The 25,614-nt window shown below is 34.5% G+C and carries 23 protein-coding genes and 2 tRNA genes; 15 read left to right on the top strand and 10 right to left on the bottom strand.

Features of this window, described 5'->3' with window-relative positions; all coding sequences use genetic code 11:
* Positions 1 to 32: 32 nt before the first annotated feature.
* Positions 33 to 2,309, bottom strand: a complete 2,277-nt coding sequence (locus H7355_RS08775; protein ID WP_186646806.1) for an aconitate hydratase — start codon at positions 2,307 to 2,309, stop codon at positions 33 to 35.
* Positions 2,310 to 2,532: 223 nt separating this feature from the next.
* Between H7355_RS08775 and H7355_RS08770 the strand changes: the two genes are divergently transcribed.
* Both H7355_RS08770 and H7355_RS08765 read left to right on the top strand, forming a co-directional pair.
* A tRNA-Glu gene (locus tag H7355_RS08770) sits at positions 2,533 to 2,608 on the top strand.
* A gap of 197 nt (positions 2,609 to 2,805) precedes the next feature.
* Positions 2,806 to 2,882 (top strand) — tRNA-Glu (locus tag H7355_RS08765).
* A gap of 97 nt (positions 2,883 to 2,979) precedes the next feature.
* Here the strand turns inward: H7355_RS08765 and H7355_RS08760 are convergent.
* Both H7355_RS08760 and folP read right to left on the bottom strand, forming a co-directional pair.
* The gene (locus H7355_RS08760; RefSeq protein WP_186646614.1) at positions 2,980 to 3,930 is read right to left on the bottom strand and encodes an HAD family acid phosphatase; all 951 of its coding nucleotides are present in this window, start codon (positions 3,928 to 3,930) and stop codon (positions 2,980 to 2,982) included.
* Between the two features lie 55 nt (positions 3,931 to 3,985).
* Positions 3,986 to 4,834 (bottom strand): dihydropteroate synthase, encoded by an 849-nt coding sequence (folP, locus tag H7355_RS08755; protein ID WP_186646613.1) that lies wholly within the window; start codon positions 4,832 to 4,834, stop codon positions 3,986 to 3,988.
* 329 nt (positions 4,835 to 5,163) lie between these two features.
* On the opposite strand from folP, the gene H7355_RS08750 reads away from it, so the two are divergent.
* Positions 5,164 to 5,862, top strand: a complete 699-nt coding sequence (locus tag H7355_RS08750; RefSeq protein WP_186646612.1) for a DUF2652 domain-containing protein — start codon at positions 5,164 to 5,166, stop codon at positions 5,860 to 5,862.
* Here H7355_RS08750 and H7355_RS08745 read toward each other — a convergent pair.
* The 3 genes from H7355_RS08745 to tilS form a co-directional block, all read right to left on the bottom strand.
* Positions 5,842 to 8,049 (bottom strand): LTA synthase family protein, encoded by a 2,208-nt coding sequence (locus tag H7355_RS08745; RefSeq protein ID WP_186646611.1) that lies wholly within the window; start codon positions 8,047 to 8,049, stop codon positions 5,842 to 5,844. The two genes, H7355_RS08750 and H7355_RS08745, sit on opposite strands and share 21 nt — an antisense overlap.
* Before the next feature lie 215 nt (positions 8,050 to 8,264).
* Positions 8,265 to 10,238, bottom strand: coding sequence for an ATP-dependent zinc metalloprotease FtsH (gene ftsH / locus H7355_RS08740; protein WP_286190702.1), 1,974 nt, complete (start codon positions 10,236 to 10,238; stop codon positions 8,265 to 8,267).
* A gap of 158 nt (positions 10,239 to 10,396) precedes the next feature.
* Positions 10,397 to 11,440 (bottom strand): tRNA lysidine(34) synthetase TilS, encoded by a 1,044-nt coding sequence (gene tilS / locus H7355_RS08735; protein WP_186646610.1) that lies wholly within the window; start codon positions 11,438 to 11,440, stop codon positions 10,397 to 10,399.
* Between the two features lie 210 nt (positions 11,441 to 11,650).
* Here tilS and H7355_RS08730 point away from each other — a divergent pair, with 210 nt between their 5' ends.
* Positions 11,651 to 12,853 carry an aminotransferase class I/II-fold pyridoxal phosphate-dependent enzyme gene (locus H7355_RS08730; RefSeq protein ID WP_186646603.1) on the top strand — a complete coding sequence of 401 codons (1,203 nt, stop codon included), beginning with the start codon at positions 11,651 to 11,653 and terminating at the stop codon, positions 12,851 to 12,853.
* Here the strand turns inward: H7355_RS08730 and H7355_RS08725 are convergent.
* Positions 12,839 to 13,732, bottom strand: a complete 894-nt coding sequence (locus H7355_RS08725; RefSeq protein WP_186646602.1) for a shikimate dehydrogenase family protein — start codon at positions 13,730 to 13,732, stop codon at positions 12,839 to 12,841. The two genes, H7355_RS08730 and H7355_RS08725, sit on opposite strands and share 15 nt — an antisense overlap.
* A gap of 121 nt (positions 13,733 to 13,853) precedes the next feature.
* On the opposite strand from H7355_RS08725, the gene H7355_RS16045 reads away from it, so the two are divergent.
* Both H7355_RS16045 and H7355_RS08720 read left to right on the top strand, forming a co-directional pair.
* Positions 13,854 to 13,985, top strand: coding sequence for a hypothetical protein (locus H7355_RS16045; RefSeq protein ID WP_286190700.1), 132 nt, complete (start codon positions 13,854 to 13,856; stop codon positions 13,983 to 13,985).
* Positions 13,979 to 14,389: a hypothetical protein gene (locus H7355_RS08720; protein ID WP_186646601.1), complete on the top strand. Its 411-nt coding sequence runs from the start codon at positions 13,979 to 13,981 to the stop codon at positions 14,387 to 14,389. Before H7355_RS16045 ends, H7355_RS08720 begins: the two co-directional genes overlap by 7 nt.
* Before the next feature lie 119 nt (positions 14,390 to 14,508).
* On the opposite strand, the gene H7355_RS08715 is transcribed toward H7355_RS08720, so the two are convergent.
* Complete coding sequence (locus H7355_RS08715) at positions 14,509 to 14,712, bottom strand: hypothetical protein (RefSeq protein ID WP_186646600.1); 204 nt, start codon at positions 14,710 to 14,712, stop codon at positions 14,509 to 14,511.
* A 461-nt stretch (positions 14,713 to 15,173) separates the two neighbouring features.
* Between H7355_RS08715 and H7355_RS08710 the strand changes: the two genes are divergently transcribed.
* A complete protein-coding gene (locus tag H7355_RS08710; protein ID WP_130605649.1) occupies positions 15,174 to 15,818 on the top strand; it encodes a hypothetical protein in 645 nt (214 codons plus the stop codon).
* Between the two features lie 5 nt (positions 15,819 to 15,823).
* Positions 15,824 to 16,288: a hypothetical protein gene (locus H7355_RS08705; RefSeq protein ID WP_186646599.1), complete on the top strand. Its 465-nt coding sequence runs from the start codon at positions 15,824 to 15,826 to the stop codon at positions 16,286 to 16,288.
* Here the strand turns inward: H7355_RS08705 and smpB are convergent.
* Positions 16,285 to 16,749 (bottom strand): SsrA-binding protein SmpB, encoded by a 465-nt coding sequence (smpB, locus tag H7355_RS08700; protein WP_315861829.1) that lies wholly within the window; start codon positions 16,747 to 16,749, stop codon positions 16,285 to 16,287. The genes H7355_RS08705 and smpB overlap by 4 nt on opposite strands.
* A 92-nt stretch (positions 16,750 to 16,841) precedes the next feature.
* On the opposite strand from smpB, the gene H7355_RS08695 reads away from it, so the two are divergent.
* From H7355_RS08695 to H7355_RS08670, 6 genes are all read left to right on the top strand, one after another.
* Positions 16,842 to 17,711, top strand: a complete 870-nt coding sequence (locus H7355_RS08695; RefSeq protein WP_186646595.1) for a prepilin peptidase — start codon at positions 16,842 to 16,844, stop codon at positions 17,709 to 17,711.
* A 17-nt stretch (positions 17,712 to 17,728) separates the two neighbouring features.
* On the top strand, positions 17,729 to 19,741 hold the full coding sequence (locus H7355_RS08690; RefSeq protein WP_186646594.1) for an ATP-dependent helicase: 2,013 nt from the start codon (positions 17,729 to 17,731) through the stop codon (positions 19,739 to 19,741).
* A 24-nt stretch (positions 19,742 to 19,765) separates the two neighbouring features.
* Entirely contained in the window at positions 19,766 to 21,370 is a 1,605-nt protein-coding gene (locus H7355_RS08685) for a hypothetical protein (RefSeq protein WP_186646592.1), read from the top strand.
* A 15-nt stretch (positions 21,371 to 21,385) separates the two neighbouring features.
* Entirely contained in the window at positions 21,386 to 22,228 is an 843-nt protein-coding gene (locus tag H7355_RS08680; protein WP_186646590.1) for an MBL fold metallo-hydrolase, read from the top strand.
* An 8-nt stretch (positions 22,229 to 22,236) separates the two neighbouring features.
* Complete coding sequence (gene rsmI / locus H7355_RS08675) at positions 22,237 to 23,094, top strand: 16S rRNA (cytidine(1402)-2'-O)-methyltransferase (RefSeq protein WP_186646588.1); 858 nt, start codon at positions 22,237 to 22,239, stop codon at positions 23,092 to 23,094.
* Positions 23,095 to 23,298: 204 nt separating this feature from the next.
* Positions 23,299 to 24,246, top strand: coding sequence for an acyl-CoA desaturase (locus H7355_RS08670; protein ID WP_186646587.1), 948 nt, complete (start codon positions 23,299 to 23,301; stop codon positions 24,244 to 24,246).
* Here H7355_RS08670 and H7355_RS08665 read toward each other — a convergent pair whose 3' ends face one another.
* The gene (locus H7355_RS08665) at positions 24,247 to 25,152 is read right to left on the bottom strand and encodes a DNA adenine methylase (RefSeq protein ID WP_186646586.1); all 906 of its coding nucleotides are present in this window, start codon (positions 25,150 to 25,152) and stop codon (positions 24,247 to 24,249) included.
* A 162-nt stretch (positions 25,153 to 25,314) separates the two neighbouring features.
* Here H7355_RS08665 and H7355_RS08660 point away from each other — a divergent pair, with 162 nt between their 5' ends.
* On the top strand, positions 25,315 to 25,554 hold the full coding sequence (locus tag H7355_RS08660; protein ID WP_186646585.1) for a hypothetical protein: 240 nt from the start codon (positions 25,315 to 25,317) through the stop codon (positions 25,552 to 25,554).
* Positions 25,555 to 25,614: the final 60 nt, after the last annotated feature.

Raw genomic sequence — 25,614 nt, 5'->3', positions numbered from 1 at the left:
GATCTGCTTTAAAGAAAATAATTTTTAAAAAATCACTTCTTGCTTGATGCCGCAATTAAGTTCAACGCACTGCCTGCTTTAAACCAGCCGATTTGTTGCTCATTGAATGTATGATTCAACATAATATCTTCAGTCTTGCCATCTGCATGTTTCACAGTCAGAGTTAACTGCTTGCCAGGCGCAAGATCTTTTGGATTCAGCGCAAAGGTGTCATCTTCACGAATTTTGTCATAATCCGCAGGTGTTGCGAAAGTTAATGGCAACATACCTTGTTTTTTAAGGTTTGTTTCATGAATACGAGCAAAGCTTTTCACAATAATTGCTTTACCACCAAGGTGACGTGGTTCAAGCGCTGCGTGCTCACGGGAGCTGCCTTCACCATAGTTTTCTTCACCCACAACGATCCAACCAATTCCCTTCGCTTTATAATCACGTGCAGTTGCTGGCACTGCTCCATGCACTCCTGAAACTTGATTTTTTACCTTATTGGCTTCGCCGTTAAAGCTATTGATGGCACCGATCAAAAGGTTATTGGAGATATTATCCAAGTGACCACGGAACTTGAGCCAGCTTCCCGCCATAGAAATATGGTCTGTTGTACATTTGCCTTTTGCTTTGATCAGCAAACGCAAACCACTGAAGTCAGAATTGACGTTTGGTGCAGTAAAAGGATTTAAAGCTTGCAAACGATCGCTTTGTGGGTTGATGCTCACAGAAACCTTTGAACCATCTTTTTCAGGCTCAACATAACCATGCTCATCCTTCACAAAACCTTTGTCAGGCAGGTCAAGTCCTTTAGGTGGTTGAAGCATAATCTTCTCACCTTTGTCGTTGGTGATAGGCTCCTTGGTGAAATCAACCGTTAAATCGCCTGTTAAAGCAAAACCAATCACAGTTTCTGGTGAAGCAACAAAGGCATGTGTTTTTGGGTTGCCGTCGTTACGCGCCGTAAAGTTACGGTTGAAACTTGTAATAATTGAGTTCTTTTCAAGCGCACCATGCCGTTTCCATTGCCCAATGCAAGGACCACACGCATTGGCCATAACATTCGCGCCCATTTGCGAAAGCACACCGAGTTGTCCATCACGTTCAATTGTGGCACGCACTTGCTCACTACCAGGAGTGATTAAAAACTCACATTTTGCTTTCGCACCTTGACTAAGGGCTTGCTTAGCAACTGTTGTTACACGGTCAATGTCTTCGTATGAAGAGTTTGTGCAAGAACCAATGAGAGCAGCACTGAGTTTTTCAGGCCAACCATTTTGCTTAACAGCCTTGGCAAACTCAGAAATTGGAGTCGCAAGGTCAGGAGTAAAGGGACCATTGATATGTGGTTCAAGCGTGTCTAAGTCGATTGTCACAACTTGATCATAGAATTTTTCAGGGTTCTTTTCGACATCGACATCGGCTTTTAAGTAATCAGCCACTTCATCTGCTAATTTTGCAATTTCTGCTCTGTCTGTCTTTTTAAGATAATCCGCCATACGGGAGTCATAAGGGAAGAGTGAGGTTGTGGCCCCAATTTCAGCACCCATATTGCAGATTGTGCCTTTGCCTGTGCAAGAAAGAGAAGCTGTACCAGAGCCAAAGTACTCAACAATTGCGCCCGTACCGCCTTTTACAGTTAAAATCCCTGCTAGCTTTAAAATAATATCTTTTGCTGAAGCCCAGCCTTTTAGACTGCCTGTGAGCTTCACACCGATAAGTTTAGGAAATTTAAGTTCCCAAGGAATACCTGCCATCACGTCAACGGCATCGGCACCACCCACACCAATAGCAACCATACCAAGGCCACCCGCGTTTGGTGTGTGAGAGTCTGTACCGATCATCATTCCGCCTGGAAATGCATAGTTTTCAAGGACAACTTGGTGAATAATCCCTGCGCCTGGCTTCCAAAAGCCAATGCCATATTTTCTGGAAACATTTGCTAAGAATTCATAAACCTCTGCATTGTCGCGGTTTGCAGTGGCAAGGTCGGTTGCGGCATTGACTTCTGCTTGTATAAGGTGGTCACAGTGCACTGTGGAAGGCACAGCAACTTTTGGAATCCCCGCTGACATGAACTGCAAGAGGGCCATTTGCGCCGTTGCGTCTTGCATTGCTACGCGGTCAGGAAAGAAATCCACATAGTCTTTTCCTCTGCCAAAGTTCTTAAGTTCCGTTCCTTGTCCCCCATTTGCGGGTTTGAGGTGAGAGTAAAGAATCTTTTCTGTATACGTCATCGGACGTCCAAGAAGTTTGCGTGCAGAGTCCACGTTTGATTTGAAGTTTGAATAAACTTTTTTCATCATATCAAGATCTTGTACCATAAAAATTCCTCCATCAAAAACACAAGAAAGGGCATGATTCACATGCTTCTCTCCTATAGCTATGCTCTTCTCGGATCTTTTGGAACAAAGCGTGAAGCAAAAATTTTTTTAGAGCCATAAAAAAAGTCAATATCTCCAAGGAAATGGCAAAACGAAAAAAAAAATTTCAAAACTGCTTGACTCTTTTCTTGCGAAAGAATACCTACCTTTTCACGGAAGAAGTGGCCCTATCGTCTAGAGGCCTAGGACACCGCCCTTTCACGGCGGTAACACCGGTTCGAATCCGGTTAGGGTCACCATATTTTTCCTAACTTTGAATAAGCCGACCACATAGGTTGGCTTTTTTTTATTGCCACAATCGCAAAGAAAAATAAGCAAAAACAAAATCACATAAATATTAAAAATTGTTTTAAACTCAGCTTCAGGCCAAGAAATTTGCTTTTCATGCAATGTTGTTATTAAAAATTGTTTTTGCTAGGTATATATTTATGCGAATGACCCTTTCGTCTAGCAGGTCCAGGACACCACCCTTTCATGGTGGCAACAGGGGTTCAAATCCCTTAAGGGTCACCAATTTCTTTTCTTAAATAAAAGACTCATTTAAACTTATAAGTGAATCACTCGCCCCTAAAGGAGCGAGAATGCAGCCTTGTTTCGTTCATACAGAATATCAAAATTCAAAACGAGAAACACGATAAATAGGCAAATCGAGCGCTGGGGTCTGTCGACCAGAGTGGTGAGAATCAACGATAACATTAATAGCATCACGCGCTTCAAGCGACATAAATGCAATATTTAAATATTCATTTTCAAAGTTACCCACAACTTCATATTCTTGTGCTATTTTTCGCACTTGCTCGGCTTTAAAGATTTGATCATCTGCATGAGGATTGTGCTTTAAAATTAATTTATTTTTATCAAAAGGAAAATTAAAATTCAACAACTGTTGTTCTGTTCCTTTAGCCATTGAATGAAAATATCGACCTGTCAAATAAAATATTTCGATATTATTTTCACTCAATTTTTGTACAAATATATCTGCATTTTCCATAATTTTATCGTACTTCACTAAAGAAGCCCCATCAAAGAATTTCTTCTTCCAATATCTTTCTACAGAAGAAAATAAGCTCATTGTCTCTTGATTTCTTAAATCAAAACCTGAGTTTTCAAACGCATGTGATAAACTGTAACCAATATGATTATAATTTAATTTTGCAATCTTCTGCAAAAGTCTTTTATCAAAATGTTTTGCGGCATCGGAAGCCAACCATTCATTTAAAATACCAAGAGTTCTATAGCCGACATCAAATAAAGTGCCATCTAAATCGAAGACACACGCCGGTTTTTTTTGCGCATTTTTTGCTTTTTTCTTTATAAGATCGAGTATTTCATGTGAAGAACTCTCATAGATTTCCCAAGTTTTAGGCTCAGACCGATAAATGCGGCTGCGTGGGTGAGGGTGGGGAAGCCCTGCAGTGACTTGCTCACTTAAATAATTTTCAATTGTTTCTTTAAGTGCCTCTAAAGCTCTTTCCAGAACAGGATGATGGCTCGAGTCAGACTCTTTTTTAATTGTATCCATTTGCATCTGAAGAAGATGCCACAGTTCATTTGTATCCATTATTTTATTCCCAATATTAGAAATTTTAGCAAAGCAAATTTATTTTATAATACTTTTAATTAAAATTTAACTCACTTGGCATAATATGCGAACGAATTATTTTTGCTCCAAATTGGAGACATTTTTTTTCAAACTCTTTGCTCGCACAATCACGCATAACTGGTTCTGTCAGATTGGGATAAATTTTTCCTAAAAATGACTTTCGCGATAAACCAATTAAAATAGGCTTATTCAACTCTTTTAAGCAATCAATTCCTTTTTGTGAAAGCAATTCTAAATTATTCTCGAGTGATTTTCCAAAACCTATACCAGGGTCGATTGCAATTGATTCCACACCACATTTTTCAGCGAAGAGAATTCTTTCCTGCAAAAAGCCTTTTACTTCAGATAAACAATTACTATATTTAGGATTTATCTGCATATTTTCAGGTATCCCCTGCATATGCATCAAAATATATCCTAGCTTGTACTCAGCAGCTATTTCAGCTGTATTTCGCATGACTCCATTTGTGGCTTCAGTCCGTAAACCAGAAAAAATATCATTCACTAGGTCGATAAGCCCTTCCTCTGCAAGCTTTTGTGCCACTCGAGGAGAGTAGGTATCGAGGCTAATTAAAACCCCCTCTGGAATTCTTTTTCTAGCTTCTAAAATCACCTGATAAATGCGTTCAAGCTCCTCTTCAGGAGTGATTAAGGGGGAATTGGGTCGACTTGAAGCTCCGCCAAAGTCGAGAATATGCGCCCCATTTTTTACCAATGCATCAATACGAGACATGGCTTTATCGACTGAAAAATATTCTCCTCCATCGCTAAAGCTGTCGGGAGTCAAGTTGACAATACCCATCCATAAATTACTATTTTCTGAGCATATTCTACTAAATTTCTCTGCGCCAGATAATTTCATTTTTTAACCTTATAAAAAAAAGAATAAACCCATGTCTATTCAGACAAGCTAACCTCATTTTTTACACGAAATCTGCTTAAAATCAAACCTAAAATCTAAGTCAGAATCAAATATTAAATGTATCGAGAGTTAATCGATATTCTCAGCTTATGCATCTATACTTAAAATAAAAATATATAGTATTGATAAAACATATACATATTAATCTTAAATTTCGATAGCATATTTACTCCTTGTTAAATTTTTGCGATTGAAAAAACTTTATTTTAAAATAATTGTCACTTTTTTGACTTTCATTTTTTTACATTAATTTTGTTATATTTATAAGCATGGAAAATAATATCATTCAGCAAAACGAAGCCATGTTACTGTTCGCTGATATCAGCGGTTACACTCAATTTGTTAAAAAGCACGGTTTTGAATGGGCGCATGGACAATTTATAATTTCAGAGTTTCTAAAATCTTTATTAAACGAAATCAAAGACCCTTTTAAAGTCGCAAAACTTGAAGGTGATGCCATTTTTATCTATATGCCTGAAACAGATCATATTCGTGCTGCTATTTTCATGGACAATATTTTAAATTTTTTTAAAGCTTTTGAGAATACAAAAAGCAAATTAGCATCAGTAAATACATGCAAATGTAAAAGCTGTTGTTCTCTTGAATCTTTACATTTAAAACTCATCATTCATTCGGGTAAAATTCTTTTCTATAATATAAATCAATATCAAGAATTATCTGGTATAGATGTTATCATGTTGCATAGATTATCAAAAAATTCTGTAACAGGTAAAAAATATATTCTCATTACAGAACAAGCCTTTAATAAAATAGGATCACTGAATGACTTAGAATTTATTAAAGGCAAAGAAAAATATGATGAAATTGGCGAAATAAAAACATTTATCCATTATCCAAATATTAAGTTAAACGAAAATCTTATTTATGTTAAAAAGCCTCTTAGAATACTAAAAATATTTTTTAAAATAAAATTATTATTTTACACATTAATTAAAGGCTTTAACTAAAATAACGTTCTCAGTATTATTTTCTTCATTTTTAATGATATTCCCATTAAATAATAAAAACTGAGAAGATTTAAATAATGCAAGTGCCGTATTATAATAATCATAATTCATATTATTTTGCATAGAATCGGTTCTAGATCTAAGAGCATCTTTTCTTGTCCAAACCATCCCTGTTCCAACTTCATAAGGTGAAGGAGCAAAAACATAATCTCCTAGATCTACCATAACAGGCCACCTTCTTTTATTGGCAAATAAGGAATCGGACAGTGAATAAATATTTTTAAAATCAAAGAAATCAAGAATTGTAGGATAGATGTCAGCCTGACTTGCTAAGTTTGGAATTTTAACACCATTTCTATTTTTATAAAGTGAATTTTTTTGCAAAGTTTTTTCTACAATTCCACCATTGATAACTAAATTCGCCTGACTCTTCTTTATTGCTAAAATCACATTATTTTTAGCACTAATCCCCCAGGCAATATCATCAGGATAAGGTAAAGATGGTTTAGCATGCCCATGATCGTTTACAAAAAAGATGATTGAGTTATCCCAATATGTTTCACCTTGTGAATGCGGATATTTTTTAGTTTTAAGAAATCCAACAAACTCTTCTAAAGCCTCATCTGTATAAGATGTTGTGATTTGTGGAGGGAGATATAATTGCTCTTTATGCTTTTGTAATAATTCTGTTGTTGCGTCTTTAGGGAGGTGCCAAGGGTCATGATTTGTGACAGTTAACACCGTGTGAAATTGAATTTTATTTTGATTTGCTAAAGTGATAGTATCTAAATCGTGAGCAACTCTTCTTAAAAGGACTTTATCTGACATTCCCCATGGAGTTTTTGGGAGATTCAAGTCAAAGTTTTCCTTAGTTATAACTAAATCCATGCCATGTTTTTTCCAGAAAATTCCTTGACCATCAAAGTCAAAACGTCCTCCATGCCAAAATGCAGAAAAGACATTCTCATGATATTTTCTTTTCAATAGTTCTGGTAAACATTCAGGGTTTATATTAGGGAGCTCTTGCATAGCAGCTGTATATTCCCCAACCCACGATCCACAAAGACTTCCTTCTTGCCCAGCGCGGGTAACTCCTCCAACAGTCCAAGCATTGGTAAAGGCTATTCCAGAAGCAGATAAAGAGTCATAAAAAGGCTGAAATGTCTTTTGACTATTTGGGTAATGAAACTTTCCATCTTCAGGCTTGAAACTTTCAATAATGACAACCCACACTAATAAAGGATTTTTATTTTTAATTCTTGTTTGAATTTGATGTTTAAGATCTTTACCCAAGCGATCTTCAGATTTTAAGGAAGAATCTAATAACAGGCTTTCCCATTTAGATTGGTTCAATTCATTTTCTTTAGTGACATTTTTTATATTGAGTATTTTTGGAACTTCTCCTTCTTTATCAAGATAATTCTCTAAATTTTTATAATCTTCTTTTGAAAGATCACCAATTGCATAAGATTTGCTGAATATATAAGCAGAAAATAGGTTTCCAATAAAATTGGCTTTTAAATGAACAGGGGTCCACACTCGACCTGATCGATTCAATTCTTCATTTAATTTTTTAGCTCCATACATGAGGCACAATAAAGAAATAAAAATGATTTTAAAATACTTTAATCGAGCTGGTATTTTTAAAATAAAATAGACGATAAGAAATAAACACGCAGGAATAAAAAAAGCTATTAAAACCCGATAATCCAATACAGACGCTGCACTTGCTTCTAAAAAAGTAGGATCAATTAAGTATTTCAAATGAAATGGAGTTATAAGACTAGAATAAAAACTGACATATGGAATATGAAAAGATAATAAAAATAAGAATAAAAATGAAGCCATAAAAAATAAAGTGACTTTGATTCTTTGAGAAACTTTTTTCAAATATTTATTAAAAATAAATTTATTAGAGATAAAGACAAGAGTAATAAATATAATTGAAACTATACCCGTTACAAAAAGATCTGAAAGTATTCCAGAAACGATGGCATGAACTTTCAACTCTGTAGAATTGAGTAGATTGATCCCTAGATATTTTTCAGTAAAATATCTAATAATAGAAAAGTTTGCTATCAATGCTAAGAAGAAAGCACTGAAAAAAATACAACATAATTTCTCTCTATCTATAAAAGAATTAATATTCATAAACAATAATGACAATTTTTTTCTAATTATTTTCATTCAAAGTTCCTCTTAAATAACCGAACGAAAAAAAACATAGCAAAAAAATTTAGACAGTCCAACAAATTTAATTAAGCCAATATTACTAAGATATTAAAGATTACGATAAACAAGTATAAAATTAATTACTGTAATATTAGATATATACAAAAAAGTGAAGGCTAGGAAAAATTTCGCTTTCCTAGCCTTCACTTTTACCTAAGCTTATTTGTGAGTTAAGCTGGTGTCGGAGTGGTGTTCAATGGGTTTATCGCACTCGTGTTTGTCGCGTCTAACTTTGAACCTGAAGCATCACTTCCATCGCTGTTGCCACTTAATGTTTTGCTCAGCTGGATTTCTTTAATTTTCTCAGCGCTTGCGTTGTTATTGATAATTTCAAGAAACTCTTCACTGTCCAGAGTTTCAACTTCAAGCAGAATATTAGAAACTTTTTCAAATATATCCATGTGCTCAACAAGAACTTGTTTTGCTAATTCATATTGAGTGTTGATAATTTTAGAAACTTCCATGTCAATTTCGTGCGCTAGAGTTTCAGAATAATTACGAGACTCACCCCAGTCACGGCCTAAAAATGGATTTTCACTTTTTTGTCCAAAGTTTATAGGTCCAAGACGGCTCATACCAAACTGACAAACCATACGGCGGGCAAGATCTGTAGCTTTTTGAATATCGTTTGAAGCGCCGGTTGTGAATTGTGAAAACTTAATTTCTTCAGCGGCACGTCCACCCATCGCATAAGCAATCGTCGTCAATAAATCTTCTTTGGAATAGCCATAGACATCTTCTTTGGGCAGATACGCAGTCACACCAAGGGCTTGTCCACGTGGAATCACAGTAATTTTATGTACGTTTTCCCGTGACTTTAAAAAATGCGAAACCAGTGCGTGCCCAGTTTCATGATATGCAGTAACACGAATAGTTTCCTTAGGTAGAACAGCACTTCTCCGCTCTGGCCCCATTAGAATTTTATCTTTTGCAGCTTCAAAATCTTTTTCAATCACACGTTTCATGCCGTTACGCGCAGCCATCAGGGCAGCTTCATTGCAAAGATTTTCTAGATCAGCACCTGAAAAACCTGGTGTACCTAAAGCAATTCGTTCAACGTTAATATCTTCAGCATGTTTAATTTTTTTCATGTGCACGTTAAGAATTTCTTTACGCCCACGAACATCAGGTAATCCAACCATAACGCGTCTATCAAAACGGCCGGGTCTTAACAAAGCGGGATCGAGGACATCGGGACGATTTGTGGCTGCAATGATAATGACAGCGTCGTTTGCTTCGAAACCATCCATTTCAACCAACAATTGATTGAGAGTTTGCTCTCTTTCATCATGTCCACCGCCCACACCTGCACCACGATGGCGACCGACGGCATCGATCTCATCGATAAATATAATGCAAGGTGAGTTTTTCTTGGCATTTTCAAATAAATCACGCACGCGTGATGCACCAACACCAACAAACATTTCAACGAAATCTGAGCCAGAAATTGTAAAGAAAGGAACTCCTGCTTCACCCGCAATCGCGCGCGCTAAAAGAGTTTTACCTGTTCCTGGTGCTCCCATCATAAGAACTCCCTTGGGAATTCTTGCTCCGATGTCTTGGAACTTTTTATGATCCTTTAGGAAGGCAACAATTTCAGAACATTCTTGCTTAACTTCTTCAATACCAGCAACGTCTTTAAATGTGACTTTATTTGCACCTTCAGACTGAAGCTTTGCTCTACTTTTGCCAAAAGACATGGCTTTGCCGCCTGCACCTTGCATATTGCGAAGAAACATCAGCACAAGTCCAACAATTAATAGTGCAGGTAGCCACATCGTAATGAGGCTCACCCACCAAACACTGCTGTCATCTGGTTTTTCATAATTGATAGGAATTTTTTTAGCTTCCAGTTCTTTACGTAACTGAGAGCGCACGCCATCGTCGGCGGGACCATAGGTCGTAACAGTTGAGTTGTCTTTGAGTTTTGCTATAATTTCATCGCCACGGAGATTATCAGAACGAACTGTCACACTCACAATACTCTGTTGGTCGCCCAAAGATTTTTCAATATAACTTTGAAATTGTGGGTATGTTTTTTGAACATCTTCGTGGGGTTTGTATAATAATTTAAAACACAAAGCAAATAAAACGATCATCGCTGCCCACACCAGCGCGGCTTTTAACCAAGATTCTTTACCCATTCGAGCTCCTTACCTTTCACTTTAGCCTCTGGTTTGGTTGGAGGCGATCAAGTATCATATTATGCTACTAAACGGGCGATCTCTACACCCTTTTAAACAGTTTGCAACGGTACCACACTAAGTCAAGTCATTCCTTATCGGATACTTTCTTAACTCTTCTATAATTTTTCTCTAAAAACATCTATCTCAATGTTTTTATTATTATTTGACAAATGAATTTTCCATCCTGAACTTATTTTAATCTCTTTTTTTATTATCTTCTTTTTAAACATAAGCTCCACTTCATAGAGAATATTGTCTATACAGTTTTTTGTCACAACCCCTAACAATTTTTTCTCTTTCTGGATAAGAATATGAAAAAGCTCAGAAGATCTTGTTCCCTTATCAATTACAAAATTGCCCTGCAAACTTGAATTAAGAAATGTTTCATTAAGCATCAATTGCTCAATTGCATGTTCTGACAATTTATGAAATGCTTGCTGATAATTTGGTCTTAACTTTTTCAAATGCCCGAGAATATGATTTCTGATATAATTTCTATCATAATCATCAGATAAATTCGACATATCTACTCTATATTTAATATCAAATTCTTTTGAGTATTCTTCAATTTCCTCAAAATTAATTTTTGCAAACGGCCTATAAAAAAGTTTATCATCAGAAAGTTTTTGAATCCCTTTTAAACCCTGCAGAGCAGAACCCCTTAATACATGTAATAATACGGTCTCTACATGATCGCGCGCATGATGCGCTGTTACGATATAAAAATGCTCACAACTCAATTCACTCTTTATTTTTTCAGATAATGCTAAAGCTTTATTTTTTCGCCATTTCCGCGCGCTGTTTTGAAAATTTTTTTCTCCATCACTAAAGGTTTTTTCTTCTGCGATTTCAAGATAAAGTGGAACACCAGTTTCTAAGCAAATTTTTTGGATCAGTTCTGCATCTTGATCCGATTCATCTCCACGCTTTTTATGATTAAAATGCTGGGCTATTAACTTAAACTGATTTTTTGTTTTAAAAAGTTTTGAATGCAAAACTTTAGTCAAAGCATGCAAAAGGCACATGCTATCCATACCACCTGAAACTTGTAGATTCAGTAAAATACTTTTTCCAGAATAATCTAAATTTTTTTCTAAATGAAGCAAATCGGATAACAATTTATACTCAAATGGGTTTAAATTATGCCCTCTCTTCTTCATTATAGCCTCTTCAATAATATTATTATATCTATATAGTTCTCGAAATTTTAAGAAATCAGGCACAAACTTGATAGAAAAGTGGTTTCCTGATAACACAAATTGATAGCTCCTCTTTTAAAGGCTCGCTTTCACAACTTGCCAATAAAGCATATTTTAAAGCTGTTTTATAGCATGAATGTGTGAAAATTATTAAAATTATCTAAAGGTATTATGATGCAAACCACAAACAGAATTGCAAAACGTTGGAGTGCGACCCAAAAAAGCATTTTTTCAGAAATGACTGCATTATCAAAGCTTTACAACGCCGTAAACCTTGGCCAAGGATTTCCTGATTTTTATGGTCCTACCCGCTTGCTTGATTCCATCGCTAAACAAGTATTGTCATGCCACAATCAATACTCACCTTCCCAAGGAGAAGAAGCATTAAGAAGGGAAGTTTCTTATTATGTGGAATCAACTACTGGAGTTATTTATGACCCAGAAAGTGAAATAACAATTACAACTGGCGCATCAGAAGCCCTGTATAGCGCTATCAATGCTTTTATCAATCCTGGCGATAGAGTGATCGTTTTTGAACCCGCATTCGATCTCTATTATCAAGCAATTGCTAATGCAGGAGGCGAAGTTGTTCCCATTAGATTGCATTCTCCTGACACGCCCATTGGTGTAAGGGGAGGGGGCTGGACAATTGATTGGAGTGAATTCGATGCTGCTGCAGCTGGGGGATTTTCACTTCTTATTTTTAATTCACCTCACAACCCAACAGGAAAAGTTTTTAGCGAAGATGAAATTGATCGCATTTCATCAAAGGTTTTAAAAAATAATGCAATCGTATTAAGTGATGAAGTTTATGAAAATTTAACCTATGCCTCACATAAACATATTTCTCTCTGCACAATCCCAAAGATTCAACATCTTGTTGCAAGAATCAGTTCCGCTGCAAAAACATTTGGCTTTACCGGACTGAAAACAGGGTGGATTTGTGCTCCAGCTAACTTAACAAATGCCATTCGTATCGTTCATCAAGCAACCGTTTTTTGCACAAGCCCATTCACACAACTTGGATTGGCAGATGTCATGTCTGATAAAAAATGGTTTGAAAACTATTTGTCTGAGCAGAAGAAAAGTTATGAAATAAAAAGAAATTATTTGAAATCCGTGCTTGAGAGAGCTGGTTACCACACAAGCAGTTGTGAAGGTACATTTTTCTTAACAGCGAATTTTGAAGGACTGGCGGGAGATATGTCTGATGTGTTATATGCACGTCAACTTGTTGAAACTCATAGAGTAACAACAATCCCCGTTTCAGTATTTTACAAGCAACCACCTAAAAGCTTGCCATGGGTACGCTTTGCTTTTTGCAAGAAAGATGAAACTCTGCATACAGTAGCTGATTTATTACTTAACTCTTAAAAGTTGTTCTCGCCAAAGAGCAAAGCTTTTCTTTGCTTGCTCTTCTAGCATTTTTTTCCCATTGATGGCTTTTATTTTATTCTTTTTTGCAAATGATGTTGCTACAGTATCAGTATAAATCATATCAAAATAAAAAATATAATTTTTCTTCATATTAAGAAGAGCGCGCTCAATCACATAGTGCACAAATAAATTCTTTTCGCCTGATGAGAAACCAATTGGCAGAGAATTGATAATTACAAGATTAACTTTTTCCTGAGAGATTTGCTCTATCGTTTTATTGAGTTCTTCATTTACTAGAAAATGCACTGCAACATTCCTTTGCTGCGTAAGAAGAGGAAAGCAAGCAATTGTTTTAGACGGATTTCGAGTAAAACAAATACTTTTTAAGCAGTTCTTATCTTGACTGCAATTATATAATGCGGCAGCGGCTGCACCCCCTCCACCTAAAACAAGTGCATAGTACTTTTCTTCTTTAGTTATAAGATGTTGAATTGATTTTTTAACCCCAAAAATATCTGTGTTTTCAAGGCACCAGTTTCCTCTATTATTTCGGTATATTGTATTTGCAGCCTGTATTGCTTGCACACTTTCTGTCATTTCAAAAATATTCATATTCACTATGCTATTTTTATATGGAGAAGTGATATTTCCTCCAATAAATCCTTCTGTCTCAACGAGATTTAATACTAATGCAGAAAATAAATCTACGGTTGTAACTGGCATGGGAAGATAAATGCAATTCAAATTTTCTTTCTGAAACCAATTCGTGTGAAGACCTGGAGAAAGAGATTTTTCAATTGATGCGCCAAAAAGAAAACAATATTTTGTTTTCCCATCTGGAACAAAAGAAGTTGTCACTGAATTCACTTTACTCATTTAAACACCTGATTTTATTGTACTTTAACAAATTATTCAAAGCTATTTTTTTCATTCTTTAGCCAAAAAGTTGTTTACTCTGCATGCAGACTCACAAAATAAACTCAAGGTATTTTTACCGATGACGATAAAAATTGAAAGCGCAAAAAGAATGCGTCGTGATGATGCTCGATTGCGCAATAGACGCGTCGAGAGACGCTATGTGGCAAAAATAAACGTCTTCAGTGATGTGAGAGAGGAAACGTCATGGTAACGAGAAGAAAAAAAGCTGGCACTAAAACTAAAACTGCTGGTAAAAAACGTAGAAAGACATCTGGCAAAAAAACGACAGCTACGAAAAGAAAACGTAAAAAAACTGCTGGCAAGAAAACGACTGCTACGAAAAGAAAACGTAAAAAAACTGCTGGCAAGAAAACAACTGCTACGAAAAGAAAACGTAGAAAAACTGCTGGCAAAAAAACAACTGCTACGAAAAGAAAACGTAGAAAAACAAGTGCAAAAAAAACTGGCGTAAAAAAGACTAAAAGAAAAGCTAAGAGAAAGACTAAGCTTTCAGTAGTCTCAAAAACTCGCAAACGGAAAGCAAAAAGAAAAACAACAGCTAGAAAAGTAGTTGCAAGAAAAACTTCTGACAAACATCTCAAAAAAGCAGGTTAATTAATTTTAACCTGTTTCTTTAAATGCAGAATTGTTTTTAAGACAATCTGACCCGCCTCATAAGCCTGATGGAGAATTCTTTCAGGCTTTTTCAGTTTTTTATTTTTAATAATTTATACTTATTTTTTTTCAAGTCGATTTCTTAAATCATCTGTTAATTTATTCAGAATTTCTGATGAAACGGCAACGATATCCTTGTCTGCAAAACCATGAGATTTTAAATCTTTAAATATACTTTCCGCAATTAATTTAGTCATATTTGCAGATGTTCCTAAATTTGAACTTTGGTTCATGTTTTTTATTGTATTCAAAAGTGTATGCATGTATATCCCCTTTATTAGGTTAAACGCAATAAATTTGTCTCGACAAAGTTTGCAACTAAAATCAACAAGCAAAAATTATGCCAGTTTTTTTATAAATAAATCTTTAGTTTTTTTAGTCTGTTCTGCTTTTTTTTATGAGAAAGTGTGTCTTTTCTGATTCACTCTTTTTTAAAAAAGAGATAACCGAAACTGTGCTTATTTTTTAAACAAAACAAAATTCACTTAAGTTGTTCTTATGAAATGTACATAAATTTGTTTGACATTGCTTTTCATGTAGTTAGCAGCCAAATATTCTGATAACCTATTTGTATTCAAGGAATCTAAACCAAAGAGATTGAAGCAGAGACAAAAAATTGTCTTGACCGTTGCAATCTAAAGTCGCATGTATTTGTTGGCCAATGTTTAAGGGCTTGTTGTTTGCTGTATTGTATTAAATGAGAAGAAGCCATCAAGGAGAAGCTATGGATATGCACGAACTGATTAGGCAAATGGAACGAGCTGAAAGAGTATGGCCTGATGAGAGGCCATGGGCTATACAAGTCCTCGCAAGCTACTTACACGTTCAACCTTCAGAGTTGCTGAGTCTTTTTCGTCAAATCAACCCAACTCTTGAAACCGAACGAGATCAAGTACTTCCAGAAGATTTACGCCTCCTAAAAGCTTATTGTGAACGGATCATTGAGAGAAATTCACAAGAAAGCATAGAGGACAAACGAAGAGAACAGGTCCGCGCTCGCAAGACAATTCAATCACTTTCACCTAAAATTGCAGAAATGATTGCTGCACGCGATCATGTGCGAGCTCTCAATTCTTATATCTACTTACTTGGGGAAAGCGGTGAATACGCTCTGCCAGAAGAAAAGGCACAATGGTATGAAGAAATGGGTCGCTTGTGCCTAAAAGTAAAACGCCATCCCAATGAAGCAGCACGCTATTTCCGCTCAGCAGTAAATGCTTTGAGTCTGCTGGAAGACGCAGATGGGATTCAAGATCTTTTGGAAACATATGATGAAGAGTTTCAAGGTGATGAAGCTCGTCGCTCATGGGATTCCGTTTTGCTTACAGGGAAAGAATCATTAACCAAACTAACTTGTAGCATGAGTTAAAATTTATGAAAAAGTATATTACAATGGCAAGTCTACTTTTATCTGCACCTTTTGCACTCAGTAGCTGTATTTCATCCTCAAGCAATACAAATATGCCCTCAAATGAAGAAATACAAAGATATAAAATCAATGGCTATTTGGTTGTTGATGGTGTCGACAAAGACACTGTTTCAGTAAGTATTGATAAAGACGAAAAAATTGCGCTGGTTGTCAGGGATATAAGCACTACAGCATATTCATATTTAGAGCCGCGCTACAACAATGCTTTTGTCAATTATGAAGGCAAAGCCTCCTGTTGTACCCCTAAAAATGGTCTCATAGGAGCCTCTGGAAGCGCAATTTACAAATTTGCTTTTATTGGCAAAGGAAAAACAGCAATAAAAATTGTTGCAAGACAAAAAGGACTGCTCACAACAGCCAATAGTTTTGATACAGATAAAGAGTTTATTCTAAACGTGGAAGTCGATTAATATCTCTTCATTGCTTTTTGTGCCTCTTTTTTAGCATCTTTTTGCTTTTCCGCATCACGCTTGTCGTGATGCGCTTTGCCTTTCGCAAGACCAAGTTCAATTTTCACCCGATTATTATCATCAAAATAGATTTCAAGCGGAATGAGTGTATAGCCTTTTTGCCGAGTTGCTGCATCGAGGCGTTCGATTTGATTTCTGTGTAAGAGAAGTCTCCTATCTCTTCTTTCGCTATGATTTAAGTAACTTGCATGTTTTAGCGATGGAATATAAGCATTCACAAGCCAAGCTTGTCCATCACGCACCATAGCGTATCCTTCGACGATACTCCCATGCCCATCACGTAATACTTTTACTTCACTGCCTTTTAAACTCACACCTGCTTCTATCTTTTCTTCAATATAGTAGTCGTGCCAAGCTTTTCTGTTTTTTGAGATTGATTTCATAGTTTTCTCATGTTCAATTCTATTGTTTAGCCTTTTGCTGTAATTTATAAGGCAGAAACTATCCTTTAGAATAGTTGATTGAAGACTCTTAATTTGTCAAGGAAAAACAAATGCCATACGAATTAAATACATTGAATATTATTTTCGGAATATTTGTTTTTATTTTTGGAATAAGTATTGGCAGTTTTTTAAATGTTGTTATTTATCGTCTGCCGAATAATATTTCACTTATATTACCAAGAAGTTCATGCCCATCATGTAAAAAAACAATTTCTCTAATAGCTCTCATTCCAATAATAGGTTATATTTATACTAAAGGGAAATGTGAAAACTGTAATACAAAAATATCATTGCAATATCCATTTGTAGAATTTTTATGCGGATTTTTAACCGTATTTATCTTTTTTAAATTTTTAAACCCTTATATTATTATTGATTCATTTCCATTTTTATTTTCTAATAATTTTTTTCAGTTTGGTCGTTTTCACTACTCAGGTTACGCCCCTTTCTTTATTTCACTATGGCTTTTATATACTGGAATACCTTTATCTTTTATTGATATTAAATACAGAATTTTGCCAAACTCAATCACACTTCCAGGAATCATAGTTGGTTTTTTAATCAGTTTTCTAAATCCAGAGATGGGCTGGGTAGAAAGTTTAATAGGTATAGCAATTGGTGGCGGTGGATTATTTTGTATTTCAAAACTTTATGAATTTTTACGCCACAAAGAAGGAATGGGAATGGGAGATATCAAATATCTTGCATTTATTGGAGCTGTACTTGGATGGAAAGGAGTTTTATTGACTTTGTTTTTAGCTTGTATAATTGGGGCTATTATTGGAATTATAATTGGAATTTATTCAAAAAAAGGCCTCTCTATTGCAATTCCTTTCGGTCCGTTTTTAGCTATATCATCTCTGACAATCAGTATTTATGGAAATGATATTAACTCATTTTTATTTATTGGTGCATTTTAATAGGTAAATTATTTTTTATGCAACATATTTTAAATCAACTTAATAATGAGCAAAAAGAAGCTGTTATATCTTCAAAAGGAGCATTACTTGTTCTTGCTGGAGCAGGGACTGGTAAAACAAAGGTTATTACCTCGCGTATTGCTTGGATGATTCACTCAGGCATACGCCCAGAAAGTATCGTGGCTGTTAGTTTTACCAACAAAGCCGCAAAAGAAATGCAAGAAAGATTAGCTACGATTGTCAGTGAAAAATTAGCAAAAAAAGTTGAACTCTCAACCTTTCACTCATTTGCCTTAAAATTGCTAAGAAATAATCATGCTGAATTTGGCTTACAAAAAAATTTTTCAATATCAGATGAAAGCGAAAGTAAAAATCTTTTACGAGAATCTATTCGCGAGTTCCATCTTGAAGACATACTTTCTCTCCAAGATGCAGCCCAAAAAATTTCACATTTTAAAGATTGCCTTTATACTGATGAAGACTTTCAACTCAAAAAAAATATTTTCGATAGCAAAATTTTAAAACAATTATTTAACTCATACAACCGTAGATTAAGATTATATAATTTAGTAGATTTTGACGACATTGTGTACTTAGCTGTCATTGGATTTAAAAAAAATCCTCAACTTTTAGAAAGAATACAAAATAATATTTCATTTTTTATGGTTGATGAATATCAAGACACGAGCCATGCACAATTTGAATTTATTTGTATGCTCTCTTCAAAATCAAGAAATGTATGCGTTGTAGGAGATGATGATCAAAGTATTTATTCTTGGCGAGGAGCTAAGCCATCTGTCATTTCCGATTTCTTATTGGCATTTCCAGAAGCTAAAAAAGTTACCTTAGAACAAAATTATCGTTGCAGCCCAAATATCTTGAACGCAGCCAATAGTGTGATTAGAGAAAATACGGAGCGATTAGGAAAAGAATTGTGGAGCCAACAAGAAAATAAATACTCTATTATTATTCAAGAATGCGAAAATGAGAGAGATGAGGCTCTTTTTGTTGCAGAAAATATATTAAAATTAAGATCATCCTGTCAGAATTTCAACCTCGATCAAATAGCAATTTTAGTGAGATCAAACAGTCAATCACTTCCACTTGAACAAGTTTTCACTGAAAAGAAAATCCCTTATCATATTCATGGTGGCACCCAATTTTTTGACCGCAAAGAAGTTAGAGATCTCTTTTCTTATCTGAAACTTGCCCACAATAGTTCAGATTTAAACAGCTTATTTCGCATATTAAATTTACCTTCAAGAGGAGTTGGAATAGCAACTCTTGAAAAAATTAAAGAAATATATTTACAATCTCAGAAAACAAAATCGAATGTTTCTTTTTTAGATGCTTTAAAACAATTCTCCAATACACACAAAGGGGTTTTAGAATTTGTGCATTTATGGGATAATTTTGGTGCAAAACTAAAATACTCTGAAGGAATAGTTGATATTTCATCTTCTCTCAGACAATGTTATGAGAATATTGGCCTGAAAAAAGATATTTTAGTATCTTCTGCTAATATGCAGATTGCACAATTTCGGATGGATATTGTTGAAAGAGTTTTAAAAGTTATAGAAAAGCTTGAACTTGAAAAAGAAAATATTCAATCTGTCATTGATGCTCTCCATCTCGATGAAGCAAAATTTGAGTCTGCAAATGACACTTCTGGGAAAGTTCAGATCATGACGATTCACTCATCAAAGGGACTTGAATTTCCAAATGTTTTTCTTATTGGTGTTGAAGAAGGAATTTTACCACATGAAAGAAGTATTGCAGTAAAAAATGGTGAACAAGAAGAGCGAAGATTATTTTATGTTGCTATAACGAGGGCTAAATACAGATTGTATATATCTCACTGTGGATTCCGAAAAAAAGGACGTTCCTGCAATGCAGAAAGAGAACCAAAACCATCACGTTTTTTATCTGCTATTCCAACAGATCTAGTGGAATTTTGCAGAACCGATCCCCAATCAGAAGAAGCAAAAAGGATGGAAGCTGCAAGGAAATTATTTGAACTTTTTCGTTAATTACAATTAGGGTTTGGGTGATTTATGAAAAATTTTTCAAAAATAATTAAGTATACAATTGGGATCCTAATTATTATTTCTTTAGTCATAGGCTCACTTATCTTTTATTTATTTGAAAATTCTAAAAATAATACACTTGAAATCTCTTCACTTGCAAAAAAAGTTGGGAAAACTGCATTTGCTGCTTCTTTTAATTACCCGCAAAATATCGATGAAAAGTTTTCTTTAATACTGAAAAATGAAAAGAGTGAAGAAGCAAATAATTTAAAAATGGCCACAGACAAAAACATTGGCGCTTCTGGTTTTGTTATATTAGATTTGAAACCTCAACATAGCAATCGTTCCATTAAAAAACTCGATGAGGTTTTAAGTGATTACCTTAACTTTATCGAAGAAGAATCGAGTGATGAAAATGAAATATTTGACCCGAAATTATACGGATATCAGAAAGAAAACAATATAATTTTATCAAATTTGGAGAAAATCACACCCCAGAACAGTGAATCATTTTTACTTGAAAATGAAAACAGTCCTTTTTCTAAACCTTTATCTTCCTTATTAGAAGAACTTTGGAATGGACAAATATTGTTATTAGGCGGCGCTATACAGCTTAATCTATCTGCTAAAAACACTTTTTTATTAGCATTATCACCTTATTTAAATAAAACAAATCTATTACAAGAGATCTTAATTAACAAAACTAACAAAGAAGTAGAAAATTATCTAAAAAAATATTCTATAGATATTTCAGTTGAAACTTTAAATACAAATACAGATCAAAGCATAAAAGAATCGCATATAAGTTTGTCAGTAACAGATCCTCAACAACTTTTAAATACTATTTGTTCAATCAAAATTAATCCTTGGGATTATTGCGGAAGATTATCAATTAAAAGAGACACTTTTAGAAAGAATTTTTCAGAATTAATAGAATTCATCAATACGGATTTTAAATTAAAATTAAAAGTTTTTTGGGCTCTAAAAGGTAAAACTTTAGTTTACTCCAACAATTTATCTTTTATAGAAAAACTTCTAACCCCCCAAAAGAATAGTGACGAAGATAATACTTTAAAATCTACTACTTCAATAGGCAAAGATTATTTGTTAGAAAATCATACTGCTAAAAATATTTTAAGCGTCTCATTTTTATTTGACATGATAAGAATACAAAATGAGCTGATCGATTTTTCAGAAAGAATTCGCCAAAATTCCAATATATTATCTGATTATTTTTCATCCCCATCTGGAGAGGCTTATTTTTCATCCTTTGAAAACAAAATTAATAAGATTACGGGTTATTCAGAAAAAGCAGTAATAAAGTTTGAATCTGATGGGGTAAAGTTAGTTCCTGAATTGAAACTATATTCTCCAACGGGTGATTTATTTCAAAATGACGGTAAAGAATTAAGACCTGAAGTTTTAAATTCTATTGAAACATTTATATTAAAGACTTTATTATTTAGGAATAATATTTCTTCTAAAGAAACTTTTCCTCTTCCAAATCCGAATATTCAACGTCAAGGAAAATGGGTAATCATTAACACTGAAATTATGTTGAATAAAATTCTACCTTTTTTACAATTAAAAAAACCTTATTTTGATCAAAATTATGAACCAACAAATTTATGAAAATTGGAGCTGAAAATGAAGATTATTCCAATCGAAGGAAATACCCAAAAATTGGATGGCGGCGCTATGTTTGGTAACGCTCCTAAAGCTATGTGGGAAACATGGGTTGAATGTGATCAAGATAATAAAATTAATTTAGCTTGTAGAGCTTTACTCATTCAAGATAATACAGGTAAAAATATTTTATTTGAGACAGGCGTTGGAGCTTTTTTTGAACCCAAGCTGAAAGAAAGATATGGAGTCATTGAAAGTGAGCACATTCTCATAAAAAATTTAAATAAAAATAATTTTACCCATGAACAAATAGATGCAGTGGTTCTATCTCATTTACATTTCGACCATGCAGGTGGGCTCCTTTCTGCATTTGGAGACGGTAATTTAAGACTTTTATTTCCAAATGCTAAATATTATGTAGGAAAAGAGCAATGGTTAAGAGCTCAAAACCCTCACCCGCGAGACAAAGCCTCATATATTCCAGAGTTAAATAAATTGCTTGATAATTCAGGCCGGCTTGTTTTAGTTGATAGTGATGGGAAATGTGATTTAAATCCCTTGGTCACTTTTCGTTTTTCACATGGGCATACTCCAGGTCTAATGCTTGCAGAAATTCACTTAGACAATGACTTAGTTGTTTTTGCGAGTGATCTCATACCGGGTTTTGCTTGGATGCATATACCAATATCCATGGGATATGATCGTTTTCCAGAACTTGTGATAAATGAAAAAAAGATTTTATTAGATGATCTTTATTCTAAAAATGCGAAGTTATTTTTTACCCACGATGTTAAACATCCTTTTGGCACGATTAAGCGAGATGAAAAAGGCAAATATAGTGCAGAAGTTTTTAAATTTAATTAAGGAAAATAATGTCTGAACCTGTTCTTTATATCGTAGCGACTCCCATTGGTACTTTAAGTGATTTTTCTCAACGCGCTCAAAGTATTTTATCTTCTGTTAGTTTTATTGCCTGTGAAGACACACGACATACAAGCAAATTATTGCATAATTTTGGTATAAAATCTTCTCTTGAAAGTCTTCATGTTCATAATGAAAAAGAAAAATCTGAATATTTAATTAATAAATTATTAAATTCAGACTCCAAAAGCGCTGCCGTTGTTTCTGACGCTGGGACTCCTTGCATCTCAGATCCGGGTTGTTTTTTCATACGGTCAGCTCATAAACATGGAATTCGGATATTAAGTATTCCTGGCCCAAGTAGTATGACTTCTGCACTTGCAGCGAGTGGATTTATTCAACCTCGCACAATTTTTTCAGGCTTTTTAGAACGAAACAAAAAAGATCAGTGTAAGGAATTTGCACGCTGGAAAACAATTGCTCCATGTATTGCTGTTTTTTTTGAGAGCCCAAAAAGAATTATAGATACATTAAAAAATATAAAAGAATACTTTATCAATGAGCCAATTCAATTAACGCTCTCCAGAGAAATATCTAAAAAATTTGAAGAACATATTAATGGTAATATTGATGATATATTACAAAAAGTGGAAAAAAAATCTGAAATTCAAGGAGAATTTGTGATTACCGTTAATATTGAGCAAATCTTAGATGAAGAATTAGATAAATCTCTAGAAGAAATAGCCTTTGAAAGCTTGGAGTTAGTAAAAAAAGGAATACATATAAAAGAAGCCTGTAAAATCTTAGCAGAAAAATACGAGCAAAGTTCAAAAGATATTTACAATGAATACTTAAAAATCAAGTCCTAACAGGGATTTAAAAAAATATACTTAAATTACAAATATATAGAATTCCTTAATAATCAAGCCGATCATAATATAGATAATCAAATAAATTCATACACTTAAACATCTTTACAGTTCTTTTACGTTTAAAGCCTTCACAATGCTTTAGAATTGCCGTTAGAACTCATGAAGAGTGGGTAACACTTTTTTCAAATTTTAGAGGTATTTATGAAATTAAGAGAATCTGCATCAATAACGAAATTTAATTGGAGAAACTTCATTTGGATTTCCGCAGTGCACATCATAGCATTGACCTTGTGCTGGTACTATTTTACTTGGCAAGCTTTCATTGTATTTGCTGTAATGCATTACCTTGCAGGTATGGTGGGTATTACCTTTGGTTTCCATAGACTTCTCAGCCATAAAGGCTTTAAAGCAAATTCAATTATTCAAAACTTTGCAGCCTTTTGCGGGACTCTTGCCTGCCAAGGCGGACCCATCTCTTGGGTTGGACAGCATAGAGTCCACCATGCATATTCGGATACTAAATATGACCCACATGACATGAATTTAGGCTTCTGGCATTCGCATATTGGCTTTATTTTCAATAGACGTGCTGACTTAAATTCCATTGAAGAGGTTTCACACTACTGTCCTGATATTGCAAAAGTTAAATATTTCATGTTCTTAGAAAAAAACATGATCCTAATTCAAATTGCAGTGGGTCTTGCTTTATTTGCTCTTGGCGGAGTTCTAGGCAGTGCAGCTGGATTTGACTGGTATAACGGAATGAGCTTCATAATATGGGGTATTTTCGTAAGACTTGTTTCGGGTTACCATGTAACTTGGTTTGTAAACTCTGCAACCCACAAATGGGGGACTCGCCCACACAACACCAATGATGATTCCCGTAACAATTGGTGGGTAGGTATCCTTGCGTTTGGCGAAGGTTGGCACAATAATCACCATGCCCAACCAAGAGCCGCTCGTCACGGATGGGAATGGTGGCAACTTGACCAAACTTGGATTATGATCTCCACTCTAAAAAAACTTGGCCTTGTTACTGATATTAAGTTGCCAAATAGAGTTTCTAAGAAGGATGACGTTCTTAAAAACGACCAAGAAACTGCTTCCAAAGTCGCTCCAGATCTTATTCCTCACAAAAAAGCAGTTTAATTAAGTAAGAGAGCATTCTGTTGAATTTCTTATATCTTGATTGAAATAAAAACTCGAATAGCTCTCTTCGCAAATCAATACAAGAATCTCCTCAATCCTTCCTCTTTTATTTCCATCCGAGTTTATTGCTCTTTTAGCAAATAACTTATTAATTAAAAAATCATCGTATAAATTTAAAATAAAATTTGAATTAGAATTTGAAATTGCAACACAAGCACCTCTTTTAGATGCCCGCACACAGGCTTCAAATAATCGAATTTGCTGTTTTCTATTGAAGCCAATGCTATTGTAGGAATTAAAAGAAGAAGTAATAGATAGAGGTTCGTAAGGCGGATCACAATAGACAAAATCTCCTAATCCCGATTGATCGATAATCATCTCAAAATCATCATTTAGAATCTGTGCATATTTAAGCCTCTCAGAGACCTTAAACAAATTGTCCCATTCATAAAGGCTTGGACAAGAGAGTCTTTTTCCAAACGGTACATTAAAATCACCTTTAGAGTTTTGCCTATAGAGACCATTAAATCCAGTTTTATTCAAAAAAATTGTTCGAGCCATTTTTTCGTATTTATTTTCTGGAATTTCTTTTCTTAATTTATAATAAAATTCTTCAGAATATAGAGAAGAAAATGAGTCTAAATATTTTGCAATCTCTGCCGGATTTTCTCGAACACCAATATATAAATTAAAAATTTCTTCATTATAATCATTAATAATAGCTGAAGTGCCTTTTTTCAATGACAAGAAAACCGCACCACCACCAATAAATGGCTCAATATATCTTTTAAAATTCTTAGGAAAAACTTTAATAAGCTGAGGTAATAAATTTGTTTTTCCACCCGCCCACTTTAAAATTGGTTTCGATTTCTCTTTTAATGGAAAGAGAAAATTAGAATCTTTCATAGCCAAACTCCAAAATGGAAGCAGTGAAAAATGGATTCACCATTGAGAATTCTTTTTACTAGCACATAAGCTCAAACTAAGAGTATCTATAATTCAATGTAGAAAACGGGAAGCAAGTTATGCTATAGAGTTTTCTATGCAATACCCAAATAAGGAGGCTTTATGTCTGAAAAAATTGCATCTGTATCGCATCAAAAGGATATCACTCTTAAAACGTGCCGAGATGGATTCAATAAATACCATCACATGGTGACCCCAAAAGCCGAATATTCTGGCATTGGTTGGTTCCTTGTTACATTTGGTATTACCATACGTCCCAAAAAAATAAAGTATATGTGTAGAAAGTGTAATGAGATCTTTGATGAAAGCTCCTCTAAAGAAGATCTAGATAGAAATACTTAATATTATTAAATACTTAAACTAATAGTTCGTATTGATTTTTTCCTAGAGATTTCCTCCAGC

The sequence above is a fragment of the Fluviispira vulneris genome (genome assembly GCF_014281055.1).
Classification (GTDB): domain Bacteria; phylum Bdellovibrionota_B; class Oligoflexia; order Silvanigrellales; family Silvanigrellaceae; genus Silvanigrella; species Silvanigrella vulneris.
This window is presented reverse-complemented; position numbering and strand designations above follow the sequence as displayed.

Coding starts and splice junctions, on each gene's coding strand:
- H7355_RS08745 (WP_186646611.1), bottom strand. CDS start 8,049: ATGAAAATAATTAGAAAAAAATTGTCATTATTGTTTATGAATATTAAT.
- folP (WP_186646613.1), bottom strand. CDS start 4,834: ATGAAATTATCTGGCGCAGAGAAATTTAGTAGAATATGCTCAGAAAAT.
- H7355_RS08705 (WP_186646599.1), top strand. CDS start 15,824: ATGAAAAAGTATATTACAATGGCAAGTCTACTTTTATCTGCACCTTTT.
- H7355_RS08750 (WP_186646612.1), top strand. CDS start 5,164: ATGGAAAATAATATCATTCAGCAAAACGAAGCCATGTTACTGTTCGCT.
- H7355_RS16045 (WP_286190700.1), top strand. CDS start 13,854: ATGACGATAAAAATTGAAAGCGCAAAAAGAATGCGTCGTGATGATGCT.
- tilS (WP_186646610.1), bottom strand. CDS start 11,440: ATGAAGAAGAGAGGGCATAATTTAAACCCATTTGAGTATAAATTGTTA.
- H7355_RS08720 (WP_186646601.1), top strand. CDS start 13,979: ATGGTAACGAGAAGAAAAAAAGCTGGCACTAAAACTAAAACTGCTGGT.
- H7355_RS08715 (WP_186646600.1), bottom strand. CDS start 14,712: ATGCATACACTTTTGAATACAATAAAAAACATGAACCAAAGTTCAAAT.
- H7355_RS08690 (WP_186646594.1), top strand. CDS start 17,729: ATGCAACATATTTTAAATCAACTTAATAATGAGCAAAAAGAAGCTGTT.
- H7355_RS08680 (WP_186646590.1), top strand. CDS start 21,386: ATGAAGATTATTCCAATCGAAGGAAATACCCAAAAATTGGATGGCGGC.
- H7355_RS08775 (WP_186646806.1), bottom strand. CDS start 2,309: ATGGTACAAGATCTTGATATGATGAAAAAAGTTTATTCAAACTTCAAA.
- H7355_RS08660 (WP_186646585.1), top strand. CDS start 25,315: ATGTCTGAAAAAATTGCATCTGTATCGCATCAAAAGGATATCACTCTT.
- H7355_RS08725 (WP_186646602.1), bottom strand. CDS start 13,732: ATGAGTAAAGTGAATTCAGTGACAACTTCTTTTGTTCCAGATGGGAAA.
- rsmI (WP_186646588.1), top strand. CDS start 22,237: ATGTCTGAACCTGTTCTTTATATCGTAGCGACTCCCATTGGTACTTTA.
- H7355_RS08710 (WP_130605649.1), top strand. CDS start 15,174: ATGGATATGCACGAACTGATTAGGCAAATGGAACGAGCTGAAAGAGTA.
- H7355_RS08670 (WP_186646587.1), top strand. CDS start 23,299: ATGAAATTAAGAGAATCTGCATCAATAACGAAATTTAATTGGAGAAAC.
- H7355_RS08685 (WP_186646592.1), top strand. CDS start 19,766: ATGAAAAATTTTTCAAAAATAATTAAGTATACAATTGGGATCCTAATT.
- ftsH (WP_286190702.1), bottom strand. CDS start 10,238: ATGGGTAAAGAATCTTGGTTAAAAGCCGCGCTGGTGTGGGCAGCGATG.
- H7355_RS08695 (WP_186646595.1), top strand. CDS start 16,842: ATGCCATACGAATTAAATACATTGAATATTATTTTCGGAATATTTGTT.
- H7355_RS08665 (WP_186646586.1), bottom strand. CDS start 25,152: ATGAAAGATTCTAATTTTCTCTTTCCATTAAAAGAGAAATCGAAACCA.
- H7355_RS08760 (WP_186646614.1), bottom strand. CDS start 3,930: ATGGATACAAATGAACTGTGGCATCTTCTTCAGATGCAAATGGATACA.
- H7355_RS08730 (WP_186646603.1), top strand. CDS start 11,651: ATGATGCAAACCACAAACAGAATTGCAAAACGTTGGAGTGCGACCCAA.